The 23,347-nt window shown below is 64.9% G+C and carries 27 protein-coding genes; 20 read left to right on the top strand and 7 right to left on the bottom strand.

Going from position 1 to position 23,347, the window contains the following annotated elements:
* Positions 1-223 precede the first annotated feature (223 nt).
* The 4 genes from ASC68_RS18525 to ASC68_RS18510 all read right to left on the bottom strand — a co-directional run bounded on the left by ASC68_RS18525 (position 224) and on the right by ASC68_RS18510 (position 5,938).
* Entirely contained in the window at positions 224-1,102 is an 879-nt protein-coding gene (locus ASC68_RS18525) for a class I SAM-dependent methyltransferase (protein ID WP_248310562.1), read from the bottom strand.
* Positions 1,056-2,951 carry a diguanylate cyclase gene (locus ASC68_RS18520; RefSeq protein WP_055882502.1) on the bottom strand — a complete coding sequence of 632 codons (1,896 nt, stop codon included), beginning with the start codon at positions 2,949-2,951 and terminating at the stop codon, positions 1,056-1,058. The genes ASC68_RS18525 and ASC68_RS18520 overlap by 47 nt, the downstream gene beginning before the upstream one ends.
* Before the next feature lie 159 nt (positions 2,952-3,110).
* Positions 3,111-3,644 (bottom strand): hypothetical protein, encoded by a 534-nt coding sequence (locus ASC68_RS18515; protein WP_055882499.1) that lies wholly within the window; start codon positions 3,642-3,644, stop codon positions 3,111-3,113.
* The gene (locus ASC68_RS18510; RefSeq protein WP_156387375.1) at positions 3,641-5,938 is read right to left on the bottom strand and encodes an MMPL family transporter; all 2,298 of its coding nucleotides are present in this window, start codon (positions 5,936-5,938) and stop codon (positions 3,641-3,643) included. The genes ASC68_RS18515 and ASC68_RS18510 overlap by 4 nt, the downstream gene beginning before the upstream one ends.
* 284 nt (positions 5,939-6,222) lie before the next feature.
* On the opposite strand from ASC68_RS18510, the gene gyrA reads away from it, so the two are divergent.
* The 6 genes from gyrA (at position 6,223) to ASC68_RS18480 (ending at position 11,468) form a co-directional block, all read left to right on the top strand.
* A complete protein-coding gene (gyrA, locus tag ASC68_RS18505; protein ID WP_055882493.1) occupies positions 6,223-9,003 on the top strand; it encodes a DNA gyrase subunit A in 2,781 nt (926 codons plus the stop codon).
* Positions 8,987-9,313, top strand: a complete 327-nt coding sequence (locus ASC68_RS18500) for a hypothetical protein (protein ID WP_055882490.1) — start codon at positions 8,987-8,989, stop codon at positions 9,311-9,313. Before gyrA ends, ASC68_RS18500 begins: the two co-directional genes overlap by 17 nt.
* Complete coding sequence (locus ASC68_RS18495) at positions 9,232-9,609, top strand: S41 family peptidase (RefSeq protein ID WP_082528264.1); 378 nt, start codon at positions 9,232-9,234, stop codon at positions 9,607-9,609. Before ASC68_RS18500 ends, ASC68_RS18495 begins: the two co-directional genes overlap by 82 nt.
* Positions 9,610-9,776: 167 nt before the next feature.
* Entirely contained in the window at positions 9,777-10,397 is a 621-nt protein-coding gene (locus ASC68_RS18490) for a LysE family translocator (RefSeq protein WP_055882486.1), read from the top strand.
* Positions 10,398-10,441: 44 nt separating this feature from the next.
* Complete coding sequence (locus ASC68_RS18485) at positions 10,442-11,062, top strand: LysE family translocator (RefSeq protein ID WP_055882484.1); 621 nt, start codon at positions 10,442-10,444, stop codon at positions 11,060-11,062.
* A gap of 103 nt (positions 11,063-11,165) precedes the next feature.
* A complete protein-coding gene (locus ASC68_RS18480) occupies positions 11,166-11,468 on the top strand; it encodes a hypothetical protein (protein WP_055882482.1) in 303 nt (100 codons plus the stop codon).
* Here the strand turns inward: ASC68_RS18480 and ASC68_RS18475 are convergent.
* Positions 11,465-11,929: a GNAT family protein gene (locus ASC68_RS18475; protein WP_055882479.1), complete on the bottom strand. Its 465-nt coding sequence runs from the start codon at positions 11,927-11,929 to the stop codon at positions 11,465-11,467. The two genes, ASC68_RS18480 and ASC68_RS18475, sit on opposite strands and share 4 nt — an antisense overlap.
* Before the next feature lie 126 nt (positions 11,930-12,055).
* On the opposite strand from ASC68_RS18475, the gene coaD reads away from it, so the two are divergent.
* The 12 genes from coaD (at position 12,056) to ASC68_RS18415 (ending at position 20,931) form a co-directional block, all read left to right on the top strand.
* On the top strand, positions 12,056-12,544 hold the full coding sequence (gene coaD / locus ASC68_RS18470) for a pantetheine-phosphate adenylyltransferase (RefSeq protein ID WP_055882476.1): 489 nt from the start codon (positions 12,056-12,058) through the stop codon (positions 12,542-12,544).
* The gene (locus tag ASC68_RS18465; RefSeq protein WP_055882474.1) at positions 12,544-13,119 is read left to right on the top strand and encodes a peptidylprolyl isomerase; all 576 of its coding nucleotides are present in this window, start codon (positions 12,544-12,546) and stop codon (positions 13,117-13,119) included. Before coaD ends, ASC68_RS18465 begins: the two co-directional genes overlap by 1 nt.
* Positions 13,120-13,132: 13 nt before the next feature.
* The gene (locus ASC68_RS18460; RefSeq protein ID WP_055882471.1) at positions 13,133-13,609 is read left to right on the top strand and encodes a peptidylprolyl isomerase; all 477 of its coding nucleotides are present in this window, start codon (positions 13,133-13,135) and stop codon (positions 13,607-13,609) included.
* Positions 13,606-14,007, top strand: coding sequence for a hypothetical protein (locus ASC68_RS18455; RefSeq protein WP_055882469.1), 402 nt, complete (start codon positions 13,606-13,608; stop codon positions 14,005-14,007). Before ASC68_RS18460 ends, ASC68_RS18455 begins: the two co-directional genes overlap by 4 nt.
* Positions 14,007-15,059, top strand: coding sequence for a tRNA preQ1(34) S-adenosylmethionine ribosyltransferase-isomerase QueA (gene queA, locus ASC68_RS18450; RefSeq protein ID WP_055882466.1), 1,053 nt, complete (start codon positions 14,007-14,009; stop codon positions 15,057-15,059). Before ASC68_RS18455 ends, queA begins: the two co-directional genes overlap by 1 nt.
* An 11-nt stretch (positions 15,060-15,070) precedes the next feature.
* Positions 15,071-15,340, top strand: a complete 270-nt coding sequence (locus tag ASC68_RS18445; protein WP_055882464.1) for a hypothetical protein — start codon at positions 15,071-15,073, stop codon at positions 15,338-15,340.
* Between the two features lie 92 nt (positions 15,341-15,432).
* Positions 15,433-15,723 (top strand): GYD domain-containing protein, encoded by a 291-nt coding sequence (locus tag ASC68_RS18440; protein WP_055882461.1) that lies wholly within the window; start codon positions 15,433-15,435, stop codon positions 15,721-15,723.
* A 71-nt stretch (positions 15,724-15,794) separates the two neighbouring features.
* The gene (gene tgt, locus ASC68_RS18435; RefSeq protein ID WP_055882459.1) at positions 15,795-16,922 is read left to right on the top strand and encodes a tRNA guanosine(34) transglycosylase Tgt; all 1,128 of its coding nucleotides are present in this window, start codon (positions 15,795-15,797) and stop codon (positions 16,920-16,922) included.
* Positions 16,923-17,000: 78 nt separating this feature from the next.
* Complete coding sequence (gene pgi, locus ASC68_RS18430) at positions 17,001-18,635, top strand: glucose-6-phosphate isomerase (protein ID WP_055882457.1); 1,635 nt, start codon at positions 17,001-17,003, stop codon at positions 18,633-18,635.
* The gene (locus tag ASC68_RS18425; protein WP_055882454.1) at positions 18,632-19,618 is read left to right on the top strand and encodes an aminoglycoside phosphotransferase family protein; all 987 of its coding nucleotides are present in this window, start codon (positions 18,632-18,634) and stop codon (positions 19,616-19,618) included. The genes pgi and ASC68_RS18425 overlap by 4 nt, the downstream gene beginning before the upstream one ends.
* Positions 19,615-20,367 (top strand): type I methionyl aminopeptidase, encoded by a 753-nt coding sequence (gene map, locus ASC68_RS18420; protein ID WP_055882452.1) that lies wholly within the window; start codon positions 19,615-19,617, stop codon positions 20,365-20,367. Before ASC68_RS18425 ends, map begins: the two co-directional genes overlap by 4 nt.
* A gap of 120 nt (positions 20,368-20,487) precedes the next feature.
* Positions 20,488-20,931 (top strand): hypothetical protein, encoded by a 444-nt coding sequence (locus tag ASC68_RS18415; RefSeq protein WP_055882449.1) that lies wholly within the window; start codon positions 20,488-20,490, stop codon positions 20,929-20,931.
* 179 nt (positions 20,932-21,110) lie between these two features.
* Here ASC68_RS18415 and ASC68_RS18410 read toward each other — a convergent pair whose 3' ends face one another.
* Entirely contained in the window at positions 21,111-21,881 is a 771-nt protein-coding gene (locus tag ASC68_RS18410) for an SDR family NAD(P)-dependent oxidoreductase (RefSeq protein ID WP_055882446.1), read from the bottom strand.
* A 328-nt stretch (positions 21,882-22,209) separates the two neighbouring features.
* Here ASC68_RS18410 and ASC68_RS18405 point away from each other — a divergent pair, with 328 nt between their 5' ends.
* Together ASC68_RS18405 and ASC68_RS18400 are read left to right on the top strand one after the other, a co-directional pair.
* Positions 22,210-22,575, top strand: coding sequence for a hypothetical protein (locus tag ASC68_RS18405; RefSeq protein ID WP_055882444.1), 366 nt, complete (start codon positions 22,210-22,212; stop codon positions 22,573-22,575).
* A 102-nt stretch (positions 22,576-22,677) separates the two neighbouring features.
* The gene (locus ASC68_RS18400; protein ID WP_055882442.1) at positions 22,678-22,902 is read left to right on the top strand and encodes a hypothetical protein; all 225 of its coding nucleotides are present in this window, start codon (positions 22,678-22,680) and stop codon (positions 22,900-22,902) included.
* A gap of 6 nt (positions 22,903-22,908) precedes the next feature.
* On the opposite strand, the gene ASC68_RS18395 is transcribed toward ASC68_RS18400, so the two are convergent.
* Entirely contained in the window at positions 22,909-23,217 is a 309-nt protein-coding gene (locus ASC68_RS18395) for a hypothetical protein (RefSeq protein WP_055882439.1), read from the bottom strand.
* Positions 23,218-23,347: the final 130 nt, after the last annotated feature.

The following is a 23,347-nucleotide window of genomic DNA, read 5'->3' as shown; positions in this document are numbered from 1 at the left end:
AGGCGACCCGAGCCAGCTTACGGTCGCTTCGACCTGGGACCCAACGGTCTGCCTCCCGACACCCATCTAACCACAAGCTCGACACACAGGGACCCATCTATCCACCTGCGCGGGAGGCGAAATGGGTCCCAGCTTTCGCTGGGATGACACCGGTGGGGAAGGCGATCCCGCGGGGAGTACCGGCGTTTTCGCGGCTGGCAGTCCTGTCGGTCCGCGAGATGCTCTACCTCGGCACGATGCTTCCCCAGGTCACCAGCGTCCTCACCGTGTAGTTCAACTGGCCCGCTACGGCATATGGGCCGAGAAGCTCAGCCAGTTCGGCGTCAAACGCCGCTGTCCGATTGCCGAGCTTCGAATAGGCCCAGGTGTCGCGCGAGTGCTGGCACCTGATAAAATCCTCGAGGCTTTGGCTGACCGGCGCAGTGAAGAACGCGCGGCCCCCCACATCGACGTGGCCGCCAAAGTCACTGGCGATCGCATCACGCCATCGCGGATCGAGCCGGCGGCCGGTGACTTCCATCACCCATTTGCCAAGGAAGCGCTGCCAGTCGGCCTCCCAAGGTGGCTCGAAGGCATCGTCACCGGAGACTGCCGCAAACACGTGGCCGGGCGCCGCGTGCGCCAAGAGCCGCGGGAACAGCCGGTCATGATCCATCCAGTGGATGCTGGCAGCGGCGACCGTGAGGTCGAAGCGCCAACCGTCGAGCGGCGCGTCCTCAGCGAGGCCGCGCACCCAGTGAAGGTTCGGCGCGCGGCCGTCGGGGAGGCTCTTGCCGAGCGCGATCATGTGCTGCGAGGGATCGACGGCAACCACATCGGCGAAGGACCGCGTCAATGGACGGGACACCTTGCCCGGACCGCAGCCGATATCGAGCATCGCGTTGTGCCGGGGCGCCACCTCGCGCAGCTTTTCGAACACCGCTTCGGGGTAGGGCGGACGAAACGGGTAGAGGTCGACGACCTCGCTTTGCTCAAAGGATGCCCCGGGACGATCGTTTATCAGTTGCCTCCAACTGCGGGCTCCGTAGCAGAAGGTGGTGCCGGTTTGACGACGATCAACCAACCAGCCGTGGGGTGCGGAGCTTACGGGGGGCGGCGACACTTTGGTTTCGGCCCTGCCCTTTGGCGTCATAGAGGGCGAGGTCGGCGGTGCTGATCAGCCAGGAGCCGTCGTGGACGGCATCCTCGTCGCGCGGATCGATCGAGGCGACGCCGATGCTGACGGTCGCGACGCGCCAGGGCAGGTTCCGGGCGTGCGGAATGGCGAGGGCCTGCACCTGGCGGCAGAGGTCGGTGGCGATGGCGCGGGCGGCGTCGGTGTCGGTATCAGGCAGCAGCAGGACGAGCTCCTCGCCGCCATAGCGGGCCGCGAGGTCGGTGGGGCGCCGCGCCGCGATGGCGACGACGGCGGCGATCGACTTGAGGCACGCGTCGCCGGCGAGATGACCGTGATCGTCATTGAAGCGTTTGAAGCGGTCGGCATCGACCATCAGCAGCGACAGCGGGGTGGAGAGCCGGCGGGCGCGGGCGATTTCGCGGGTCAGGGCAGCATCGAAGGCGCGGCGGTTGGCGATGCCGGTCAGGCCGTCGCGCATGGCCAGGCTCTCGAGCTTCAGCTCGAGGCGCTTGCGTTCGGTAACATCGCGGGTGACGCCGACCACCGACAGCCGGTCGGAACGTTCGGCGGCGATCCGCAGCGAGGTTTCGAGCCAGATCTCACGGCCATCCTTGTGCTGCATGCGGAACGACACCGTCTCCTGCTCGGTGGCGCCCTGGCGCAGTCGTTCGGCTGCTGCCTCGACGGCCGGACGGTCCATCGGGTTCACCACCTCGAAGGCGTTCTTGCCCAGCATTTCCTGAGGCAGGTGGCCGGTCAGGCGCTCGAGGGCAGGGGAGATGTAGGTGCGCGTGCCGTCGCTGTCGAAGCGTTCGACCAGGTCGCTGGCGCTTTCAGCCAATAGCCGGAACTCCGCTTCCTTATGCTCGAGCACCGTTTCGCTGCGTTGCCGGCGGCGGATCTGATCGACCAACCGCAGGCCGAGCAGCGCCGCGGCGAGCGTCAGGCCGAGGGTGATGGCGCCGCGCTGCAGGGCGCCGCGGCCCCAGCTGGCCAGCGCCTCGGCATGTGAGACGGCGACCACCGAGACGATGGGGTAGCGCGCCCCACGGTCATAGCCACCGATGCGACGATGGCCGTCAACGGCGGAATCGTAGTGGTAGGCGCCCGAGGCCTGGGCGAGGTCGGGCCGGGCGAACAGCTCGCCCTCGCCGAGGTCTTCATCCCTGAGGTCGGGATGATAGGGTTTGCGGCTGAGCAGCAGGCCATTGCTGTCGTAAAGGCTGATGGTGCCGAGCCCGCCCACGTCGATGCCGTCATAGACATCGGCGAAGTAGCGGGTATCGATCGCCGCGACCACCACGCCGCCAAAACTGCCATCCGACCGGTCGAAGCGACGACTGACCGTGGTGACCATCGCGTCGTCGCCGGCGGCGCGAATCGGCGCGCCGAAGGACGGGGCGTCGCTCGGCGAGTTCATGTGATTGCGGAAGTAGCTGTAGGCGGCCTGGTTGCCGCCCGGCGGCATGTTCTCGGCGGTAGTGACCATCCAGTTGCCGTCGGCATCGTAGACATAGATGCCGCGCAGCCGCTGAGCGCTCTGCATGGTGCGCAGCATGAAGGCTTCGGTCTGCTGCAGCGCCTCGGGTGCGATGCCGGCGGTCTCGATCTGGTAGCTGACGAGGGAGACCGCCTGATCGGCGATTTCGTAGGTATCCTCGGCGTGCTGGCGCATCGAGCGGGCGAGGTTCTGCGTCTCGAGCTCGGCCTTCTGCACGGCGGCGTCATAGGCCACCCACTCGCGCCAGCCTTCCAGCACGACGATCGCCGCGCAAATGGCGACGACGAACAGCGCCGCGCGCCGCGTCAGCGATTTGGGGGCCGGGCGGGCCATGAGGCAGGGCTTCCGGAACGGATTCTGTCCCGGATTTTCTCGCATGATCTCGTTAACATCGGCGAAAGCGGGAACTTAGCATCGTCCCTCATCTGTTCACCAAAATGCAAACGGACGGCCATGGGCCGTCCGTCGAAACGCTTAGTGTTGAGCCAGGGCTCACTTGCTGAACGGCACAGAGGCTTTCAGCATCTCGCCAGTGGCGTTGAACACCACCTGGAAATCGACACCGATCGACTTGCCCGAGCCCTTGAGGACGATCGCAGCCGTAACGGTGAGGTCGTTGCCGGCCTCGTCCTTGTTGCGCTCCTTGAGGTTGAACACGATGCTGTCACCCGACTTCTTGCCAACGGCGAGGCCGGAGAAGGTAACGTTCGAGGTCATCGCCGCCTCATAGCGCCGGTTCTGGTCGCTATAGGCGAGGGTGCCGTTGACCGCGAGGCTGGTGCCGGCCAGCGTGCAACGGCCCGAATAGTTGACCTTCTCGGAGTTGCCTTCGCTGAGCGTCAGGCGGCACACCACGGACTCGCTCTCGGCGCCCACCAGGGTGCCGCGGCCTTTCCAGCTGCCGACATAGGACTTCAGCAGCGCCACATCGGCCGGTGCGGCCATTACGGGCGCGGCGGCCATGGGGGTGACGGCCAGCAGACCAGCGAGCGCGACAATGCGCGGCAGGGGTCCGAAGAGCTTCATTTCTTAACGCCTCCAAGCGGATGAAAGAATCGCCCCCCGGCGACCAGCAGAGCCGGCAGGATGAACACATCGCCGATCAATGCAAAGCCGAGAGTTATCACAAACAGGGTGCCAAACAAGGCGACTTGCGGCAGCGCCGAGAACATGACGATGGCCATGCCGGAGCAGAGGATCAGCGTGGCGGCAATAATCGCGCCGCCGATACGCTCCATGGTGTGATGAATAGCATCGAGGTGCGAGCGTCCTTCTTCGCGCCGCGAATGCAGATAGTGCGACAGGAAGTGTGTGGTGTCGTCGACGGCGATACCGAAGGCGATAGTCAGCGCCAGCACAGTGGTGAGCTGCAGCCCCGAACCACTGAAGTAGAGCCAAGCCTCGGTGCCGAGCACCGGGAAGAGGTTGGGGATGGCGGCGGCGACGGCGACCCGCAGCGAGCGGAAGGCCCAGCCGATCAGGAACAGGTTGACGATCACCGACAGCGTCAGGTCGAGCTGCAGGCCGCGTACGATGTTATCGGTGGCATAGGTGGTCATCACCCGGAAGCCGCCGACCTCGGCGCCTTCGATGCCGGCTGCCTTGATGTCGGCCTCGATGCCTTCCTTGAGCCGGACCAGCTCTTCGGACGAGATGATCGTCGGCATGAACCCGGTGACGAGGGCGCGGGTGCCGTCGGGTGTCACGAAGCGGCCGCGCAGGTCGCCAACGGCGTTGAAGATCTGCTCGCGGGTAAAGCCGGACTCGGCATAGTGCGTGAAGGCGGCGGCCGAGATCACCTTGTTGACGCCGAGGTGCTTCTCGACGATCTGGTGGACCTTCTTGACCTTCTCGAAGTCCTTGTCGCCGACATCGGCGATGCCTTCGTCCAGCGGCACGTTGACATAGAGCGGCGCGACGCCGCCGACACCCTGGTCGATCTGCTCGGCCGCGGTCAGGGCAGTCGAGTTCTTGGCCATGAAGTCCTCGAACGAGAACCGCGGCTGGATCAGTGCATAGGGGATCAGCAGCAGGCCGGTGAGGACGATGGCGATGGCGGCGAGTGGGCGGCCAAGCTTCGAAGCGACGAACCAGGCCAGCGGGATCGGCGCGGTAATGGCGTAGCTCGGCTTGGGCGCCTTGAAGCCGAGCCGGATGGCGAGCTTCAGGATCAGCGGCAGGAACGTCATCAGGCAGATGAAGTTGATCACCGAGGCGAGCGAACCGGCCCAGGAGAATTCCTGGATGCCCTGGCCAGCGGTCAGCGACAGCGACAGGAAGGACACCAGCGTCGTCAGCATGGTGAGCCCGCTGGCGGGGCCGACGACACGCACCGTCTCATCGACAGCCTTGTAGGGATCCATGCCTTCTCGCCAGTAGGCGAGCCAGTTGAAGATGAAGAACAGGCTCTCCGCGAAGGCGATCACCAGGACGATCGTGGTGACGATGATGGTGAGGAAGGAGAACGAGCCGAACAGCGCAATGATCGTGCCCATCACCCAGATCACGGCGACGAACGGCGTGGCGGCGACCAGCACGGCGCCCCAGAAGGAGCGGAGCGAGAACAGGGCGATCAGCGCGCCGAGCGCGAAGCCGTAGACCGTGAAGGTGATCTGGTCGTCGACCGCGGCGTTGAGCATCTCGCTGGTCCAGATCGGCGGACCGGTGAGCTCGACCTGGACCTGGTCCGACTCGTAGTCGGCGACCAGCGAGCGCAGGTCGTCGATCATGGCGCGGGTGCCGCCGCCCTTGGTCATTTCGGGATTGGGGAACACGATGATGACCACGCCGGACAGGTCCGGGTTGATCAGGTTCTTCATCATCGGGTCGTTGTTGTAGAGGTCGGTCAGCGCCTTGCTGACTTCCTCCGATGTCTGCATGCCCTCAGGAACGGCGGGGAGGGTCGTGCCATCAGGGGCCGGAACGCGGAGCGTGAACGCCGACATGGTGCCGGTGATGTATTCGCTGTTCGAGATATCGAGCGCCATGGCGCGGATTGTCTCGATGGTCTCGGGGTTGGTGAGACTCGGTGAATTGACCAGCAGGTAGATGTCGTTTTCGAACGTGCCGAAGGTATTGGCGAGGTGTTCGTAGTTGTCGTATTCTTGGCCGGAATGCGCGAAGACGCGCAACATGTCGCCGTCGACGCTGGCGCGCGGCACCTGCACGACGCAGAACACGGTCATCAGCAACACGAAGGCGGTGATGACCCGCGGATGCTTCAGCGTGATGTGGCCGAGCGTTTCAAGCCCGAAGCCGATGGAACGATCATGCCCGAAGGCCCAGTTCCACAGCCGGCCCAACAGAGAATTCTTCGACAATAGACTCGTCCCCTAGACGGTGGCGCCCCGCGTCAGGCGCGGATTACTACGGATTCACGGTCGACGCGTCCAGCCGTTTGAGCGGCGCATCACCCTGCGAATGTGGCGCAACAGGGCGATTCCGGCCCAAAGTTGCCGCAAACCCACGTCACTATCCTGAGACGCGTAGCGCGACGCCTGTTACCAATACCGTGGACATCTCGCCGGCAACCCCGCGCCGATTGGTCTTCGGAACGGGAATCGCCTAAAGCTTTCCGCAGCTTTCATAGTTCGAAAACGGCCCCGTGGCAGACAAGACCGACGACCCGAACGGCGCAGCGCCGCTCCCCTCCGACATCGCCCCGATTTCGATCAGCGACGAGATGCGCGAGTCCTATCTCAGTTACGCGATGAGCGTGATCGTGAGCCGGGCTCTGCCTGACGTGCGCGACGGGCTGAAGCCGGTGCACCGGCGCATCCTCTATTCCATGCACGAGCAGGGCTACGTGTGGAACCGACCGCACCGCAAGTCGGCCCGCGTGGTCGGCGACGTGATCGGTAAGTACCACCCGCACTCCAACGACGCGGTGTACTTCTCGTTGGTGCGCATGGCGCAGGAGTTCTCGCTCCGCGTGACGCTGATCGACGGGCAGGGCAATTTCGGCTCGGTCGATGGCGATATGCCCGCCGCCATGCGCTACACCGAAGTGCGCATGGAGAAGGTGACTGACAGCCTGCTCGATGACATCGACAAGGACACGGTCGACTTCAAGGACAACTACGACGCGTCCGAGCGCGAGCCGACGGTGCTGCCGGCACGCTTCCCGAACCTCCTGGTCAATGGCGGCAGCGGTATTGCCGTCGGTATGGCGACCAACATCCCGACCCACAATCTGGGCGAGGTGATCGACGCCGTCCTGATGCTGATGGACAACCCCGGTGCGATCACCGAGGAACTGATGACCGTGCTGCCGGGGCCGGACTTTCCGACCGGCGCCATCATCCTCGGCCGCTCCGGCATCCGCCAGGCCTATGAGACGGGCCGCGGCGCCATCCTCATTCGTGGCAAGGCCCATACCGAGGAGATGCGCAAGGAGCGCGAGGCGATCATCATCACCGAGATCCCGTATCAGGTGAACAAGGCGACGATGATCGAGAAGATGGCCGAGCTGGTGCGCGACAAGCGCATCGAGGGCATCTCCGATATCCGCGACGAGTCCGACCGTAACGGCATGCGCGTGGTCATCGAGCTGAAGCGCGATGCGGTGCCCGATGTGGTGCTGAACCAGCTCTATCGGTTCACCCCGCTGCAGGGTTCGTTCGGCTGCAACTTCGTGGCGTTGAACGGCGGCAAGCCGGAACTGATGAGCCTCAAGCAGATGCTGGTGGCGTTCCTCGACTTCCGCGAAGTCGTGGTGACGCGTCGTACCCGGTTCCTGCTCAACAAGGCGCGCGACCGCGCCCACATTCTCGTCGGCCTCGCCGTGGCGGTGGCCAACGTGGACGAGGTCATCGCGCTGATTCGCACCTCGCCCGACCCGGGCACCGCCCGCGAGCGGCTGATGGCGCGTGACTGGCCAGCTCGCGACGTGGCGCCGCTGATTGCGCTGATCGACGATCCGCGTCACCGGATGAACGAGGACGGCACGTTCAAGCTGAGTGACGAGCAGGCGCGCGCCATTCTGGCGCTGACGTTGAGCCGGCTCACCGCGCTGGGCGTCAACGAAATCGGCGAGGAACTGGCCGGGCACGGCAAGGATATTTCCGAGTATCTCAGCATCCTGCGCTCGCGCGAGCGGGTGCTGGAGATCGTCCGCACCGAGCTGACCGAGATCAAGGAGCAGTTCAACACGCCGCGCCTGACCGTCATCGACGAGGCGGCCGGCGACTTCGAGGACGAGGACCTGATCGCCCGCGAAGACATGGTGGTGACCGTCACCCATGGCGGCTATATCAAGCGCGTGCCGCTGACCTCGTATCGGGCGCAGCGCCGCGGCGGCAAGGGCCGCTCCGGCATGGCGACGCGCGACGAGGATTTCGTCAGCCGGCTGTTCATCGCCAACACCCACACGCCGGTGCTGTTCTTCTCGTCGGCCGGCCAGGTCTACAAGATGAAGGTGTGGCGCCTGCCGATCGGCGAGCCGCAGGCTCGCGGCAAGGCGCTGATCAACATGCTGCCGCTTGATCCGGGCGAGCGCATCACCTCGATCATGCCGCTGCCGGAAGATGAAAGCAGCTGGCAGCAGCTCGACGTGATGTTCTCGACCATACGCGGCACGGTGCGCCGCAATTCGCTGGCCGATTTCGTCGAGATCAACAAGAACGGCAAGATCGCCATGAAGCTCGATGAAGGGGACGGCATCGTCGATGTCGCCACCTGCACGGCCAATGACGACGTGCTGCTGACCACGGCGCTGGGGCAGGCGATCCGCTTCCAGGTCGATGAGGTCCGGGTGTTCAAGGGGCGCGATTCGACCGGTGTGCGTGGCATCAGCCTCGCCGAGGGCGACCGCATCATCTCGATGGCGATCGTCCACCACTTCGACGCCGAGTCTTCGGAGCGCTCTGCCTACCTGAAGATGAGCCGCGCGGTGCGCGGCGAGGGCGAAACCGAGGAGGTTTCCGACGACGCCGAGGATGCGGTGCCGGCCGGCGAGCTGAGCCAGGAGCGCTATGCGGCAATGTCGGCCGCCGAGCAGTTCATCCTGACCATTTCGGAAAACGGCTACGGCAAGCGCACCTCGAGCCACGAGTACCGCATCACCGGACGTGGCGGCAAAGGCATCGTCGCCATGGCGGTGAACAAGCGCAACGGCCCGCTGATCGGCTCGTTCCCCGTGGAAGATGGCGACCAGATCATGCTGGTGACCAATGGCGGCCAGGTGATCCGCGTGCCGGTGGATGCCGGCCCGGATAACCGCATCCGCATCGTCGGTCGCTCCTCGCAGGGCGTCACGGTGTTCAACACCGCCGATGGCGAGAAGGTGGTCTCGGTGGAGCGGATCAGCGAGCCGGAAGGCGAGGATGCCGAGCCGGAGGCTGGCGAGCCGGGGCCCGACGAGCCGGGCGATGGCACCGCCACCTGACGGCGACAGGGTTTCGATCAAGCAGCGGGCGGCAATTGCCGCCCGTTTGCGTTCCGCCATCGAGCAGAGCTTCGCCCACTGGGATGCGGTGCCCGATCTCGACTTCGATGCCGTATTCGACGCGTATCTCGACGAAGTCTTGGCGGCCGAGACGCGGCTGGCCTTCGTCCTCGCCAACCAGCGGTTGATGGCGCAACTGCGTAACGGGCACAGCGGCTTTCACGATGACTGGGTGATGCAGCGGCATGGGCGATCGTTCGGGCTGATGCTGCGGCCGCTGGCGCCCATCGCGGGCGACTGGCGATCCTGATCGACGGCACGGTCGGCTCGGCAGCGGAAGATTTCGCCATGCCGTTCAAGGACAATGGGCGCGCCCTGCTGGTGGGGGAGGCGACTGCAGGAAGCAGCGGGCAGCCGCACCACTTCGATCTCGGCGAGGGGTTTCGCGCGTGGGTCGGGGCCAAGCGCGAGACGTTTCCCGATGGCGCCAGATTCGAGGGCGTCGGAATTGCTCCTGACCTCGAGATTACCCAACAGGCGGCAGATTCACGCGAAGCCAGCGACCGCGTTCTGAACGGCACTTTGGCATTCATGGCGTCGCAATAGCGAGTAATATGCGATGAATACGCTGATATTTTGGAAATCGATTGACGAACCCGTCCAATTGGCGGAAGACCATGCTGCTGGCCGCGGGTTGCTGACCCTGCTTGCGGCGCAGCGATAGTTGTGGCTGGCTCGTTGGAGCGAGCCAGCCTAACGCCCCGGAGCCCCCGATGATCGATCCCGCCATCCTTCTTCCGTATGTTCTCGCCTGCCTGCTGTTCGCCATCGTGCCCGGACCGTCGGTCACCGTGGTGGTCGCCAATTCGCTGGCGCGTGGGACCAAAGCCGGGCTGCTGACGATTCTCGGCACCGAGATCGCCATGCTGACCATGGTGTTCATCGTCGCCGTCGGGCTCGACGCGGTGATGACGCTGGTGTCGGAGGCCTTCACCATCATCAAGTTCGCCGGCGCGGCCTATCTCGTGCGGATCGGCTTCAAGATGTTCACCTCGTCGGGCAAGCTCGAGATGGGCACCCCGGGCGAAAAGCTGCCGCTCGGGCGCTACATCTGGCAGGGGGCGCTGATCAACTGGTCCAACCCCAAGACGCTGCTGTTCCTCGGGGCCTTTCTGCCGCAGTTCATCGATATGAGCCGGCCGGCCTTCGAGCAGATCATGGTGCTGGGGCTGATCGTCATGGCCGTCGCCACCCTGTCGGATTGCGTCTACGCGGTGATCGCCGGCAGCGCCCGGCAGCTGCTGACCATCGCGCGGGTGCGGATGATGAACCGGGTATCCGGCGTCATCCTGATGATCGGCGGCGTCTGGCTGGCGTTCCAGAAGCGCAGCTGACAGGACTGTCTCAATCGTCATGGCGGTGCTAGTTCAGCGCCGCCATGCCTGATCTCCCGATCCTCATATCGTTCGTCGTCGCCGCCTTTGTCGTGGTGATCGTTCCCGGGGTTACCGTCTCGGCGCTGGTCAGCACGTCGCTGGCTCGCGGCATGGCGGCCGGGTTGTGGATGGAAGCCGGGGTCCAGGTGGGGCGCTTCACCATGGTGCTGGTGGTGGCGCTGGCGCTCGAAGCAGTAACCGGGTTCGTCGGGGCGGCGTTCGACATCATCAAATATGTCGGCGCGGCCTACCTGATCTGGATCGGCTGGGGCTACATCACCAGCCGGCACGGCATCGCCACCGACCGGCCGATTGCGGCGCGCTCGCCATTGCATCAGGCAGCAGCCGGTTTCTTCGTCCTGTGGAGCAACCCCAAGGCTCTGATCTTTTTCGGGGCCTTCCTGCCGCAATTCGTCAACCCGGCTTTCCCCGCCTGGCCGCAAGTCGTCGTGCTCGGGCTGATTGAAATGGCGGCGGGCCTCATCACCGACTGCGTCTACATCTATCTCGCCGCCAGGGCGCGTGGTGCGCTGGGCGACGATCGGATGCAACTGGTCAACCGCATCGCCGGGGTGATTCTGATCGGCGCGGCGATCTGGCTGGCGCTGCAGCGGCACGCTTGATCTGCCCACACAGGCCCGCAAACGTGAATGAACAACCACCGCTCCGTGGTGGCGCGGCGCGACAAGTTCTGGATACTGACGTGCAGGGGTGGGGGAGGACCGGATGGTCATCACGGAATCATGTGTGCTGCTGGCTACCGAGGTCGTCTATGCACGAGCCATGGAGGCGCTGGCGGGAGATCTGGCGATCTACTTTGCAGCTGGCACGCATCAGCCCCTGGACAACGCTCGTCAGGCCATCACCCGCATGCTCGAGCGGACAATGGAGCTGCCGCTGGCCACCTATCTGGAAGGTTTCTCCCTGACCGCGGCGGAGACTGACGAGGCGATGTCGCGCTCGCTTGCTCGCATCGGCCAGTCGATACAGTTGATCCGTGCCGCAGCGTTGCCGTCGCAGCAGCTCTAGGTGACCAGCCGGAACTTCAGGAAGCGCTGGCCGGCATACTCCAATTCGCCCGCGGGCTCGAAGCCGAGGCGAGCCAGGCCCTTAAGCCGCACGCGGCTTGGCGGCAACATGATGGTGATGTTGCGGATCTGCAGGTCGGTGCCGCGGCGGACCAGCTCTCGGAAGATCGCCGCACCGTGTCCCCATTGGCCGGGGAGCAGCACAAGGCCGAGATCGGCCTCGTCGCCCTCCTTCTGATAGCCACCCCAACCGGCGAAGGCGCCGTCGATCCTGATAGCCCAAGGGCCGTAGCCGTTCTGCTGCCATTGCGCATCCTTGGCGCGCGCCCATGCGGCAGCGCTTTCGGCGTCCCAGCTGTCGCCCGCCAACGGCATGTGACGGCGGACATCGGGATCGGTGAGCAGCGCGAGCAGCTCGGTCGCCCGGATCTCGGACAGCGGATGAAAGGTGAGCTCGGTCATCGTCGCCCCTCTTCGACAGGACTGACAGTATATCGCCACCAGACGGCTGTCTCCCGAGCCCGGCTTGCCAGAATTGCCTTGCCGTGACAAAACCCGCCGCAACATCAACGGGGAGGGCGCTCCGCCATGGCCAGACTTGTCGGCTTTTATCCCGGCTCTTTCGATCCCTTGACCAATGGCCACCTCGACGTGATCGAGCGCGCCTGCAAGCTGGTCGATACGCTGGTGATCGCGGTGGGCACCCACCATTCCAAGAAGCCGCTGTTCAGCCATGAGGATCGTGTGGCGCTGCTGCGCGCCGTGCTCGAGCCGATCGGCAAGCGCACCGACACCGAGTTCCAGTTCGTCGATTTCTCCGGCCTGATGGTCAATGCAGCCCGCGCCGCCGGCGCCAAGCTGATCATCCGTGGCCTGCGCGATACCACCGACTACAATTTCGAGATGCAAATGGTGGGCATGAATGCCCAGATGGCGCCGGACCTGCAGACGGTCTTCCTGCCATCCAGCCCGCATGTCCGCCACATCTCGGCCACGCTCGTGCGTCAGATCGCCGAGCTCGGAGGCGACATCAGCGCCTTTGTCCCGCCCATCGTTCTGAAGGCACTGAAGAAATAATGTCCGATCCCATCAAGCGCGCCGGCATCATCCTCGGCATTCTCCTCGCCGCGGTCGCCGCCTTCTTCACCGTCTCGATTGCTGCTCCGCAGGCCGCAAAGGCACAGGAGGGCAAGCCTCACTGGATCCTCGAGCTCAAGGACGGCATCGTCGACATCGAGCTTCGGCCCGACCTCGCACCCGGCCACGTGAAGCGGGTGATCGAACTCACCGAGAAGGGCTTTTACAACGGCATTGTCTTCCACCGCGTCATCGACGGCTTCATGGCGCAGGGTGGCGATCCGACCGGCACCGGCATGGGCGGCTCCGACCTGCCGGACCTGCCGGCGGAATTCACCACCGCCGAGCACTTTACCCGCGGCGTCGTCGCGGCGGCCCGTTCGTCCGATCCGAACAGCGCCAATTCGCAGTTCTTCATCATGTTCGCCGACGCGCCGCACCTCGATGGCCAATACACCATCTGGGGCAAGGTCGTTTCGGGCATGGAGTTCGTCGATCTGATCAAGAAGGGCGCCGGCGACCAGCCGGTCCAGGACCCGGACAAGATCATCTCCGCCAAAATCGAATACAAGTAAGGAAGGCCCACTCATGGCTTATGCCGATCCCGAGAATACCCTCGTCATCGAAACCACCAAGGGCAAGGTGGTCATCGCCATGCGCCCTGACCTGGCCCCGAACCACGTCGCGCACATCAAGAAGCTGGCGCGTGAAGGCTTTTATGACGGCATCGTCTTCCACCGCGTGATCGATGGCTTCATGGCGCAGACCGGCGATCCGACCGGCACCGGCACGGGTTCGTCGAAGTACCCGAACCTGAAGCAGGAATTCAACGCCGAGCCGCACGTTCGCGGCGTCGCGTCGATGGCCCGGGCGCAGAACCCGGACAGCGCCAACTCGCAGTTCTTCATCGTGTTCAACGATGCCCGCTTCCTCGACCGTCAGTACACGGTCTGGGGCAAGGTCATCGAAGGCATGGAGAACGTCGACCAGATCAAGCGCGGCGAGCCGGTGCGTGATCCGGACTCGATGGTTTCGGTGAAGGTCGCGGCGGACATCGCCGAATGATCCGGCTGGCCGCAATTGCATCGATCGTGAGCCTTTGCGGCCTTGCCACCCCGTCGCTGGCGACGGAGTGGGTGAACTGCGTCGCGCCGGATGGCGCGGCGACGTTCGACTTTCTGGTCGGCTCGGTCGATTTTCTGTCGATTGCCGGCCTCAACATTTCGACCGGCGAGAAGGTGTGGGCCAGCAGCGCCGCCTACGGACCGGGCGATCCGGTGGTGGTCGGGCAGGCCTTCGAGAGCGCCGAGACGATTCTGATCGATGCGGTCGATGAGAGCATGGCGGCCAAGGTTGCCGAGCTACGCCTGTTCAAGACTACGGAAGCCGATGCGATGGTCTATGGCGGCACGCTCCGCATCCCGGGCTATGGCGCCTGGGCGGTGAGCTGCACCGGCCCCTGATGCGCGTCGACGACTTCGATTTCGAACTTCCCGGCGAGTGCATCGCACTCCACCCCGCTGAACCCAGGGATTCTGCCCGCATGCTCATCGTGCGGCCGGGCGAGGCGCTGGAGGATGGTCGGGTAACCGACCTGTTGCACCTGCTGCGCGCCGGCGACGTGCTGGTGGTGAACGACACCCGTGTGCTGCCGGCCGAACTCACCGGCACCCGGATCCGCGGTGAGCTCAGCGCCAATGTCAGCTTCAACCTGCACAAGCGGGTTGACGCCAATACCTGGCGGGCGTTTGCGCGACCGGCCAAGAAGCTGCACCTGCTCGACCGGCTGGAACTGGGCGACAACGGCTCGATCGCCGCCACTGTGACTGGCAAGGGCGAGACGGGCGAGATCACGCTGACGTTCGACCTCGGCGGGGCGGAGCTCGACGAGGCGATCAAGGCGCATGGCGCCATGCCGCTGCCACCCTATATCGAGGCCAAGCGCCACACCGAAGAGCGCGACAAATCGGACTACCAGACGGTCTATGCCGCCCGCGATGGCGCCGTGGCGGCGCCGACGGCGGGGCTGCACTTCACCGAAAACCTGCTGCAGCAGCTGGCCGATCTCGGCGTGAGCGTCGAGCGGGTGACGCTGCATGTCGGGGCAGGGACCTTCCTGCCGGTGAAGGTCGATGACACCGACGACCATGTGATGCATGCCGAATGGGGCGATATCCCCGCGGCGGTGGTGGAGCGCATCCTCGCCGCCAAGGCCAAGGGCGGGCGAGTGATCGCGGTGGGGACGACGAGCCTTCGGCTGCTGGAGACGGCGGCGCGGGCGACTGGCACGCTGCAGCCCTTCGTCGGCGACACCGACATCTTCATCACGCCGGGCTACCGCTTCAACGCGGTGGATATGCTGATGACCAACTTCCACCTGCCGCGCTCGACCCTGTTCATGCTGGTCAGCGCGTTTGCCGGGCTCGACACGATGCGCGCCGCTTACGCGCACGCGATCGGGAACGGATATCGGTTCTATTCGTATGGAGATGCATCGCTGCTGTTTCGCGCCTGAGGAGAGAGCGAATGGACGATGATCTCGATGCAATGAACCATGCCGCGCTATTGGCCGAGGTGAAGCGGCTGCGCGCCGGCATCCGCGAACACCGCGACAGTACGATGCATGGGCTCTGCTGGCATCACCCGCAACTGTGGGACTTGTTGCCGGAGCGGACCGACCCGAAGATCATGGTGCCGGACTGGCCGCAATTCATGCGTGGCTGCATCCGCTACCGGCAGTCGCTGGACGAGCAACGGCCCAAGGCGCCGCGCAGCGGCAAGGAGTTCGGGCAGTAACGAAAGACATCGTGCGGTTTGCTGCCTGTCGCCTGTAGGGATATTCTCTCGGGGCGAGGGGATGTTCCCCTCGACAACCGGGAGGAGCGAAGATGTCAAAATATATCCTGCTGCTCAACTGGACCGAGCAAGGCGTCAAGACCGTCAAGGAGTCGGCCAAGCGCTATGATGCCGCCAAGGAGGCGGCCATGGCCGTCGGCGGGACGCTCGAAACTATCTATATGACGTTCGGCGCCTATGACCTGGTGGGTATCCTCGATGCCCCCAATGACGAGGCTGCTGCCACTTTCGTGCTGCGCACGGGCATGGCCGGCAATATCCGGGCGACGACGCTCAAGGCCTTCTCCGAAGCCGACTATCGCAAGGTCATCGGAGGCATCTGACCGCCGGGGCGGACGAGAGCAAGCCCTCGCCGCGGGGTGACAGGCGCGCGCCGTCCCGCTAATAGGCGCGCATGATCGACTTCTCCTTCACCCTTCAGGCTACCGACGGCATGGCGCGCCGCGGGCGGATCGACACTTCCCGCGGCGACGTGCAGACACCGGCTTTCATGCCGGTCGGCACTGTCGGCACGGTCAAAGCGATGTACCCCGAGCAGGTGCGCGAAACCGGCGCGGATATCCTGCTCGGCAACACTTACCACCTGATGCTCCGCCCCGGCGCCGAACGCGTCGCGGCGCTCGGTGGTCTGCATGACTTCATGGACTGGCAGCGGCCGATCTTGACCGATAGCGGCGGCTTCCAGGTGATGTCGCTGGCGAAGCTCAGAAAGCTCACCGAGAAGGGCGTCACCTTCCGCTCGCATATCGACGGCTCGGCCTATGAGCTGACACCGGAACGCTCGATCGAGATTCAGACGCTGCTCGACAGCGACATCATCATGCAGCTCGACGAGTGCATCCCGCTGCCGTCCGAGCACAAGGAAATGCTGCGCGCCATGGAGCTGTCGCTGCGCTGGGCGCAGCGCAGCAAGGACGCGTTCGGGCACCAGCCGCACCGCGCGCTGTTTGGCATCGTGCAGGGCGGCGATGACGCGAACCTGCGAGCCAAGTCGGCTGAGGGACTGAAGTCGATCAGCTTCAACGGCTACTCGATCGGCGGCCTCGCGGTGGGCGAACCGCAGGAGGTGATGTTCAGGGTGCTCAGCGAGATCACGCCGGAGCTGCCGACTGACAAGCCGCGCTACCTGATGGGCGTGGGCAAGCCCGATGACATCCTCGGCGGTATCGAGCGCGGCGTCGACATGTTCGACTGCGTGCACCCGACGCGGGCCGGACGGCACGGGCACGCCTATACGCGCTTCGGTGTCATCAACCTGAAGAACGCCCGGCATAAGGACGATCCGCGCCCCCTCGACGAAACCTCGCCCAACCCGAACTGCCGCCGCTTCAGCCGCGCCTACCTGCACCACCTGATCCGTACCGAGGAGATGCTCGGGGCGATGATCCTGAGCCAGATCAACCTGAGCTACTACCAGCAGCTCTGCATAGGGGCCCGTCAGGCGATCGAGGCTGGTACGTTCGCCGATTATGCGGCACAAACCCGAGCGACATGGGCGGCGGGCGACATCGCCGCCGTCTGATGTGGAGCGTGGTCAGGAAAAGCTGCAGACTTTTCCGGTTCGACCGCGCGACCAACTAAAGAACCGGAGAACAGCGTCATGGCCACCCCCCGCAAGTCCCTCCTCAACCCGCTGATGAAGTCGCGCAAGCGTCTCGATGAGACGACCATGCGCGAGCTGTTCGCGAGCGATCCCAACCGCTTCAAGAGCTTCTCGGCCAAGGCCGGCGAGCTGCTGCTCGATTACTCGAAGAACCGCATCGACGAGAAGGCGATGGCGGCTTTGTTCGAGCTGGCGCGCGCTGCCGGGGTCGAGGAACGGCGCGACGCGATGTGGAAGGGCGAGCACATCAACATCACCGAGGACCGCGCGGTGCAGCACATGGCGCTGCGCTATATGGGCGACAAGAAGGTGGTGGTCGACGGCAAGGATGTCATGCCCGAGGTGCGTGGCGTCCTCGCGGCAATGAAGGGCTTTTCCGACGCGGTGCGCGACGGCTCGATCAAGGGTTCGAGCGGTGACAGCTTCACCGACGTGGTCAATATCGGCATTGGCGGCTCCGACCTCGGCCCGGCGATGGTGACGCTGGCGCTGGCGCCCTACACGCGGGCCCACCTCCGGGCGCATTACGTCTCGAACGTCGACGGCGCCCATATCCATGATGTGCTGAGGGGGCTCGACCCGAAGCGGACGATGTTCATCGTCGCCTCGAAGACTTTCACCACCGATGAGACGATGACCAACGCGGCAACTGCCCGTGCCTGGATCGCTTCGGCGCTGGGTGAGGCGGCGGTGCCGGATCATTTCGCGGCGCTTTCGACCAACCTCAAGGCCTGCGCCGATTTCGGCATCAAGTCCGATCGCATCTTCGGCTTCTGGGACTGGGTCGGCGGCCGCTACTCGGTATGGTCGGCCATCGGGCTGCCGGTGGCGATTGCCGTCGGCTACGAGAATTTCGAGGCGTTGCTGCGCGGCGCCTACGAGATGGACCAGCATTTCCTCAAGACCAAGCTCGAGAAGAACCTGCCGGTCATCATGGGCGTGCTTGGCGTCTGGTACCGCAACGCCTGGGGCTTTTCGACCCATGCCGTGCTGCCTTACGACCAGCGGCTTTCCCGCTTCGCCGCCTACCTGCAGCAGCAGGACATGGAATCGAACGGCAAGTCGGTGACGCTCAACGGCAAGGCGGTGGACTACCCGACCGGCCCGATCATCTGGGGCGAGCCGGGCACCAATGGCCAGCACGCGTTCTACCAGCTGATCCACCAGGGCACCGACGTGATCCCGGTGGATTTCCTGATCGCCGCGCAGCCGCATGAGCAGTTGCCGCCGCACCACGACAAGCTGGTGGCGAACGTCCTGGCGCAGTCCGAAGCGCTGATGCTGGGCAAGACCAAGGACGAGGTGGTGGCGGAACTCAGCGCCCAGGGCCTCGACAAGGCGCGGATCAAGGAACTGACGCCGCACAAGATGTTCCCAGGCAACCGTCCGTCGAACACGCTGATGTACCCCAAGCTGACGCCGGAACGGCTCGGCAGCCTGATCGCGCTCTACGAGCACAAGGTGTTCGTGCAGGGCACCATCTGGGGCGTGAATTCTTACGACCAGTGGGGGGTCGAGCTTGGCAAGCAGTTGGCCAAGGCGCTGCTGCCCAAGGTGCAGGGTACGGAGAAGGCAACGGCCCATGACAGCTCCACCAAGGGACTGGTGGACGCGTACCTGAAACTCAAATGAGCGAGGCGGTGGAAGAGCAAGGGGTGAAGAAAGCAGCGCCGGTCGGGATCGATCTCGATCGGCTCGCGGCCACGTTTGCCGATTTCGGCCTTGGTGTTCCCGCGGCGATCACCGAACTTCTTGGTGGCGGCGCACGCTCGTTCCGCATCGACCGCGTGGACGGCCAGCCGGTCGTGCTCAAGGTATTCAACGACGCGCTGCCGTACGCGACCGGCAAAGAGACTTATGCGTCGCAGTTGCTAGGCGACCTCGATGTGCCGATGACTCGCTTCCTCGCCTCGGACGAGACCCGCACCCGGATGCCGTTCCGCTACACCATCGCCAACTACCTGCCTGGCAGGCAGGTGATGACCTTCAAGGACGCGCCGGACGTCGGCGACCTCTACCGGCAGATGGGTGAGATGCTGCGCAAGCTGCACACCGTGCCGGTGCCCGGCTACGGCGCCTTCGATGCGGACGGCCTCCACGATCCGGTGTCGACCAATACCGAATATCTCGCGCGCCGCTTCGCCCACGGCATCGGCCAGTTCCGCCGCTACGGCGGTGGCGAGGCGCTGGCGCAGCGGCTCGAGGCGATCTTCGCCGCCCATGCGGATGTCATCGCCGAAAGCCGGGGCGCGGTGTTTGCGCATGACGACTTTCAGCCGCATAACGTGCTGGCGGAGCGCGATGCGAACGGGCGGCTGCAGCTCACGGGGCTGCTCGACTTCGGCAATGCGCGGGCGTCGGATCCGATCTGCGACCTCGCCAAGGCGCTGTTCTGCTCGGAGCATGATGCGCCGGGCTCAACGCCGCATATCCGGGCCGGCTACGGCGTCATCGATCATCCCGATCCCGAAGCGGCCCTGTGGATCTACACGCTCGTGCACCGCGTCACGATGTGGATGTGGTTGCGGCATGTCGGGGTGATCCTAGAGGGTGAGCGGCACGACCTGATGGGCGATCTCGAGGCGATGGCGGAAGCCGGGGCGTACACGGCATGACCATCACCACCGAAACCGAACTCGAAAAGCTCAAGGCCATCGGCCGCATCTGTGCGGTGGCGCGCGATGCGATGGCGGCGGCGCTGGCGCCGGGGATCACCACACAGGAACTGGACGATATCGGCCGGCGCATCCTCGATGCTGCCGGGGCGCGTTCGGCGCCCGAGATCACCTATGATTTTCCGGGCGCCACCTGCATTTCGGTGAATGAGGAAATCGCGCACGGCATTCCCGGGTCGCGCGTCATCCGGGCAGGTGACCTGGTGAATATCGACGTGTCGGCGGAGCTCGACGGGGTGTTCGCCGATACCGGCGCGTCGTTCCTAGTGCCGGAAGCCGATCCGCGGCTGGTGGCGCTCTGCCGCGACGGCAAGCGCGCCATGTGGGAAGGGATCCGGGCGGTGAAGACCGGTGCGCCGCTCAACGGCATCGGCATCGCCATCGGCGCCTTCGCCAGAAAACACCGCTACACGCTGATCGAGAATCTCGCGAGCCATGGGGTCGGCGACAGCCTGCACGATGAGCCGGGCGAGATCGCCACCTGGCCGGACAAGTCCGATCGGCGGGTGATCACCGAAGGGCTGGTGTTCACGGTGGAACCGTTCCTGTCGCTGGGCGGCCGGATGGCCGAGCAGCGCGACGAGGACGATGAATGGACTCTGGTGGCCGATCCGCCGGCTCCTTGCGTGCAGTACGAGCACACTATCGTCGCGACACGTCGTGGCGCGATTGTGGTGACCGCGGCATAAGTGCGGCGCTGCGCTGAATGGTTTCTGAAGGGATGGTTCTAAACGCGTTCAAAATCAGTGCGCTAGGGTGATATCAACGCTGCAGATGCAGCACTGAACCAAACCCCAAGGACTACTGAAATGACCGTTCTCAACACCCTCCGGCAGACCGGCCGCGCCGCGGTCCTTGCCGTCGTCCTCGCCGGCACCGCCCTGAGCGCGGTCCCGGTCCAGGCTGCCCCGAACATGGGCGGCTTCTCGCTCGATGTGAAGCCGCAGGGCGGCGACCAGAAGCAGCTGCAGCAGTTCAAGAAGAAGAACTTCGGCCCGAACGACTTCTTCAACTGGTGCCTGACCGACAAGCAGATCCGCAAAGGCCTCAAGGCCTACGGCTTCTTCGAGGTGGAGATCGTCGATTACCTGAGCAAGAACCGCGTTCGCGTCCAGGCGGGCTATGACGACTGGTACTATTCGATGCGCATCAACCGCTGCTCGGGCATGGTCGACCGCATCAAGAAGCTCTACCCGGTCGATGACGAAGACGACTGGGGTGACGACGACGACTGGTACCCGTCGCCGTATTGATCGAGATCAGGGCAGGGGCTGGAAACGGCCCCTGTTCTTTTTCGGTCGCACGCTTGCGGAAGGGAAGCTTTGGGGGCACCGGCTCTCCCCCACTGGGGGTAGCTTGGAAGTAGGCCCATCAGCCCGGTGCCCAGTTCGCTGTGCCGCCTCTCGCTCCCCTGGGCAAATCCCCAGCTGACTCAAAGATCGATGCGTCGGAACAGCCACCAGGGCATTTCGCGCACGAGGCGCATGATCAGCCGCCAGCGGCGCGGGGCGTATTGCACCGGTCCGCCGTGCTCGGCGGCGCGGCGTACCAGTCGCGCCACATTATCGGCGGAAGCCAGCCGGCGGCCCGGTGGACTGTTCGCCGTCATTGCCGTCGCCGTCGGGCCCGGCTTCACCACCACGGCGCGCGGAGCTTTGCCGGCGAAACGGTGGGCGATGCCCTCGACCAGTGTTTCGATGCCGGCCTTGGTCGAGGCGTAAATGAAGTTCCTGCGCCGGCCCCGATCACCGGCAACCGAGCCGAGCACCACCAGCGCGCCATGACCCTGCGCCTCGAGCAGGTTGGCGGCCGCTAGCGACCACAGGGCGGTGGAGGTGTAGTTCGTGGTCATCATCTGGGTGGCGACGGCAAGATCGGCAGCGGCAGCGGACTGCTCGGGCATGATGGCGTAGGCGATATGCAAGTGGTCGACGCCGCCAAGCCGGGCGACGAGCAATGGCAGCTCCGAGCCGGGATCGGCAGCCACCAGGTCGAGCACGGCGGTTTCGCACCGGCTGGCGCCGAGCTTTCGTAGCTCGTCGGCCAGGGCTGCAAGCCGGCCGGCATGGCGGCCGGCCAGCAGCAGGGCTGCCCCTTCGGCGGCGTAGAGCTGCGCAGTAGCTTCGGCGATGCCGGAATTGGCGCCGAGGATCAACACGCGCAACGGCCCGGCGGCCGGGCTTTTCGATTCGAGTTGGGCCATGCTCCTTGGCTTAGCAGCCATAATGAAACATGGCGTTACAGCGGCCAGTGCCATAATTGAGCTTCGCGAGGTGACGCCGCGGATGGAACAGAGGCTCGTCTGCCGTTTCGTTGGCCAAGGCGGGAAACCGGAAAAACCGCAGTGTTCCCCGTGCCCATCGCGTCCGGTTGACACGCGGCGCCACCGACGGAATCAACGCGTCTGCAGCGCGGCGGTTGCGCCGTGGATGCAAGTTTATCGACCGCGTTTCCGCCCTATTGCAGTCCCGTCAGGGACACACTGAACCCCTAGCATTTGCTGGTATCCGCAGCAGATCGGGGGGCATCCGATGACTGCCTTGACCATCCGTCCATCCTTGCTGGACGGCGATATCGCCAGCGCCTTCGAGCGCGAGAAGAGCCTGTTCATGGCGCGCAACAGGGAGCGGTGCAGCCACCTCCTAGTCCGCTTCGGGCCGGATGCGGCCGACGAGAACTTCGCCATCTCGGCGGCGTTCACGCTCGACGAGGCGCGCAACTGGCATCAGGTGGAAGTCGCGGTGCCGTTCAAGGAACTGCGCCGCGAGGACGGGCCGGACCGCGGGCTCATCTCAGCCTTTGGCGAGCTCGACGACGGCATCAGCGCGGCGCGCATCGCCCGGCTGTTCGCTCCGCTTTCGGTGGCCCAACGCATGGCTGGCGGGCGTCGCGATTAGACATTCGATTTGTCGCGCTTTCGAACGGGAAGGGCCAGCAGCTCTTTCTGAAGGCGCATGGCTGCAACCGATGGTGGCCGTTCCCGCGGCCGGGGAGCATCAATGAAAACCTGCTGGTTCATCGTTATCGAGAGCATGGGCTCGTGGTGGGTCGACTGCGAGGGCAAGGCCTATGGACCGTTCGAAAGCCGCGACGATGCCCAAAGCCAGGCACGGCGGATCGCCATGACCTATGGCGATGACGGCCGTCGCTCCGAGGTGTTCGCGCCGACGGATCAGGGATCGCACAGGCTGATCTGGAAGGGCCCGGTGCCGACCACGTCCTGACGCCCGCTAGCGCTGGTCGTTGTAGGGTTCCTTGACGGTGCCGACACGACGCGCCAGGGCCGAAAACGACAGGGCGCCGTCATCCGAGACGGTGGCATTGGCCATGCGCAGCAGGCGTGCCGGAAAGGCCAGGGCATCGCGCTCGGCCGGACGGAGGTTCTCGATCGAGCGGTGGTCGTTGATGGCGGTCTGCTCGGCGGCCCGCATGGCGTCGTCGACGTCCTGGCGGGAGACCAGGCCCCTGGCGATCATCGTCTCGTGCATGGCGGCGATGGCGAGGTAGAGGCCTTCGAGCTGCAGGTTGGCGCTATTCATCGCACGGGTCCTTTCTCACAAGCAGGAGGCAGGCCGGAGCCCGCCTCCATGCTGCGCTCATCCTCAGCGGATGAACAGCACGATGATGATGATCAGCCAGATGGGGACACCCAGGAGCCAGAGCCCAAGT

This window comes from Devosia sp. Root105, assembly GCF_001424865.1.
In the GTDB taxonomy this organism is placed as follows: domain Bacteria; phylum Pseudomonadota; class Alphaproteobacteria; order Rhizobiales; family Devosiaceae; genus Devosia_A.
Note: the sequence above shows the minus strand (reverse complement) of the source record. Positions and strands in the feature narration are given on the sequence as shown.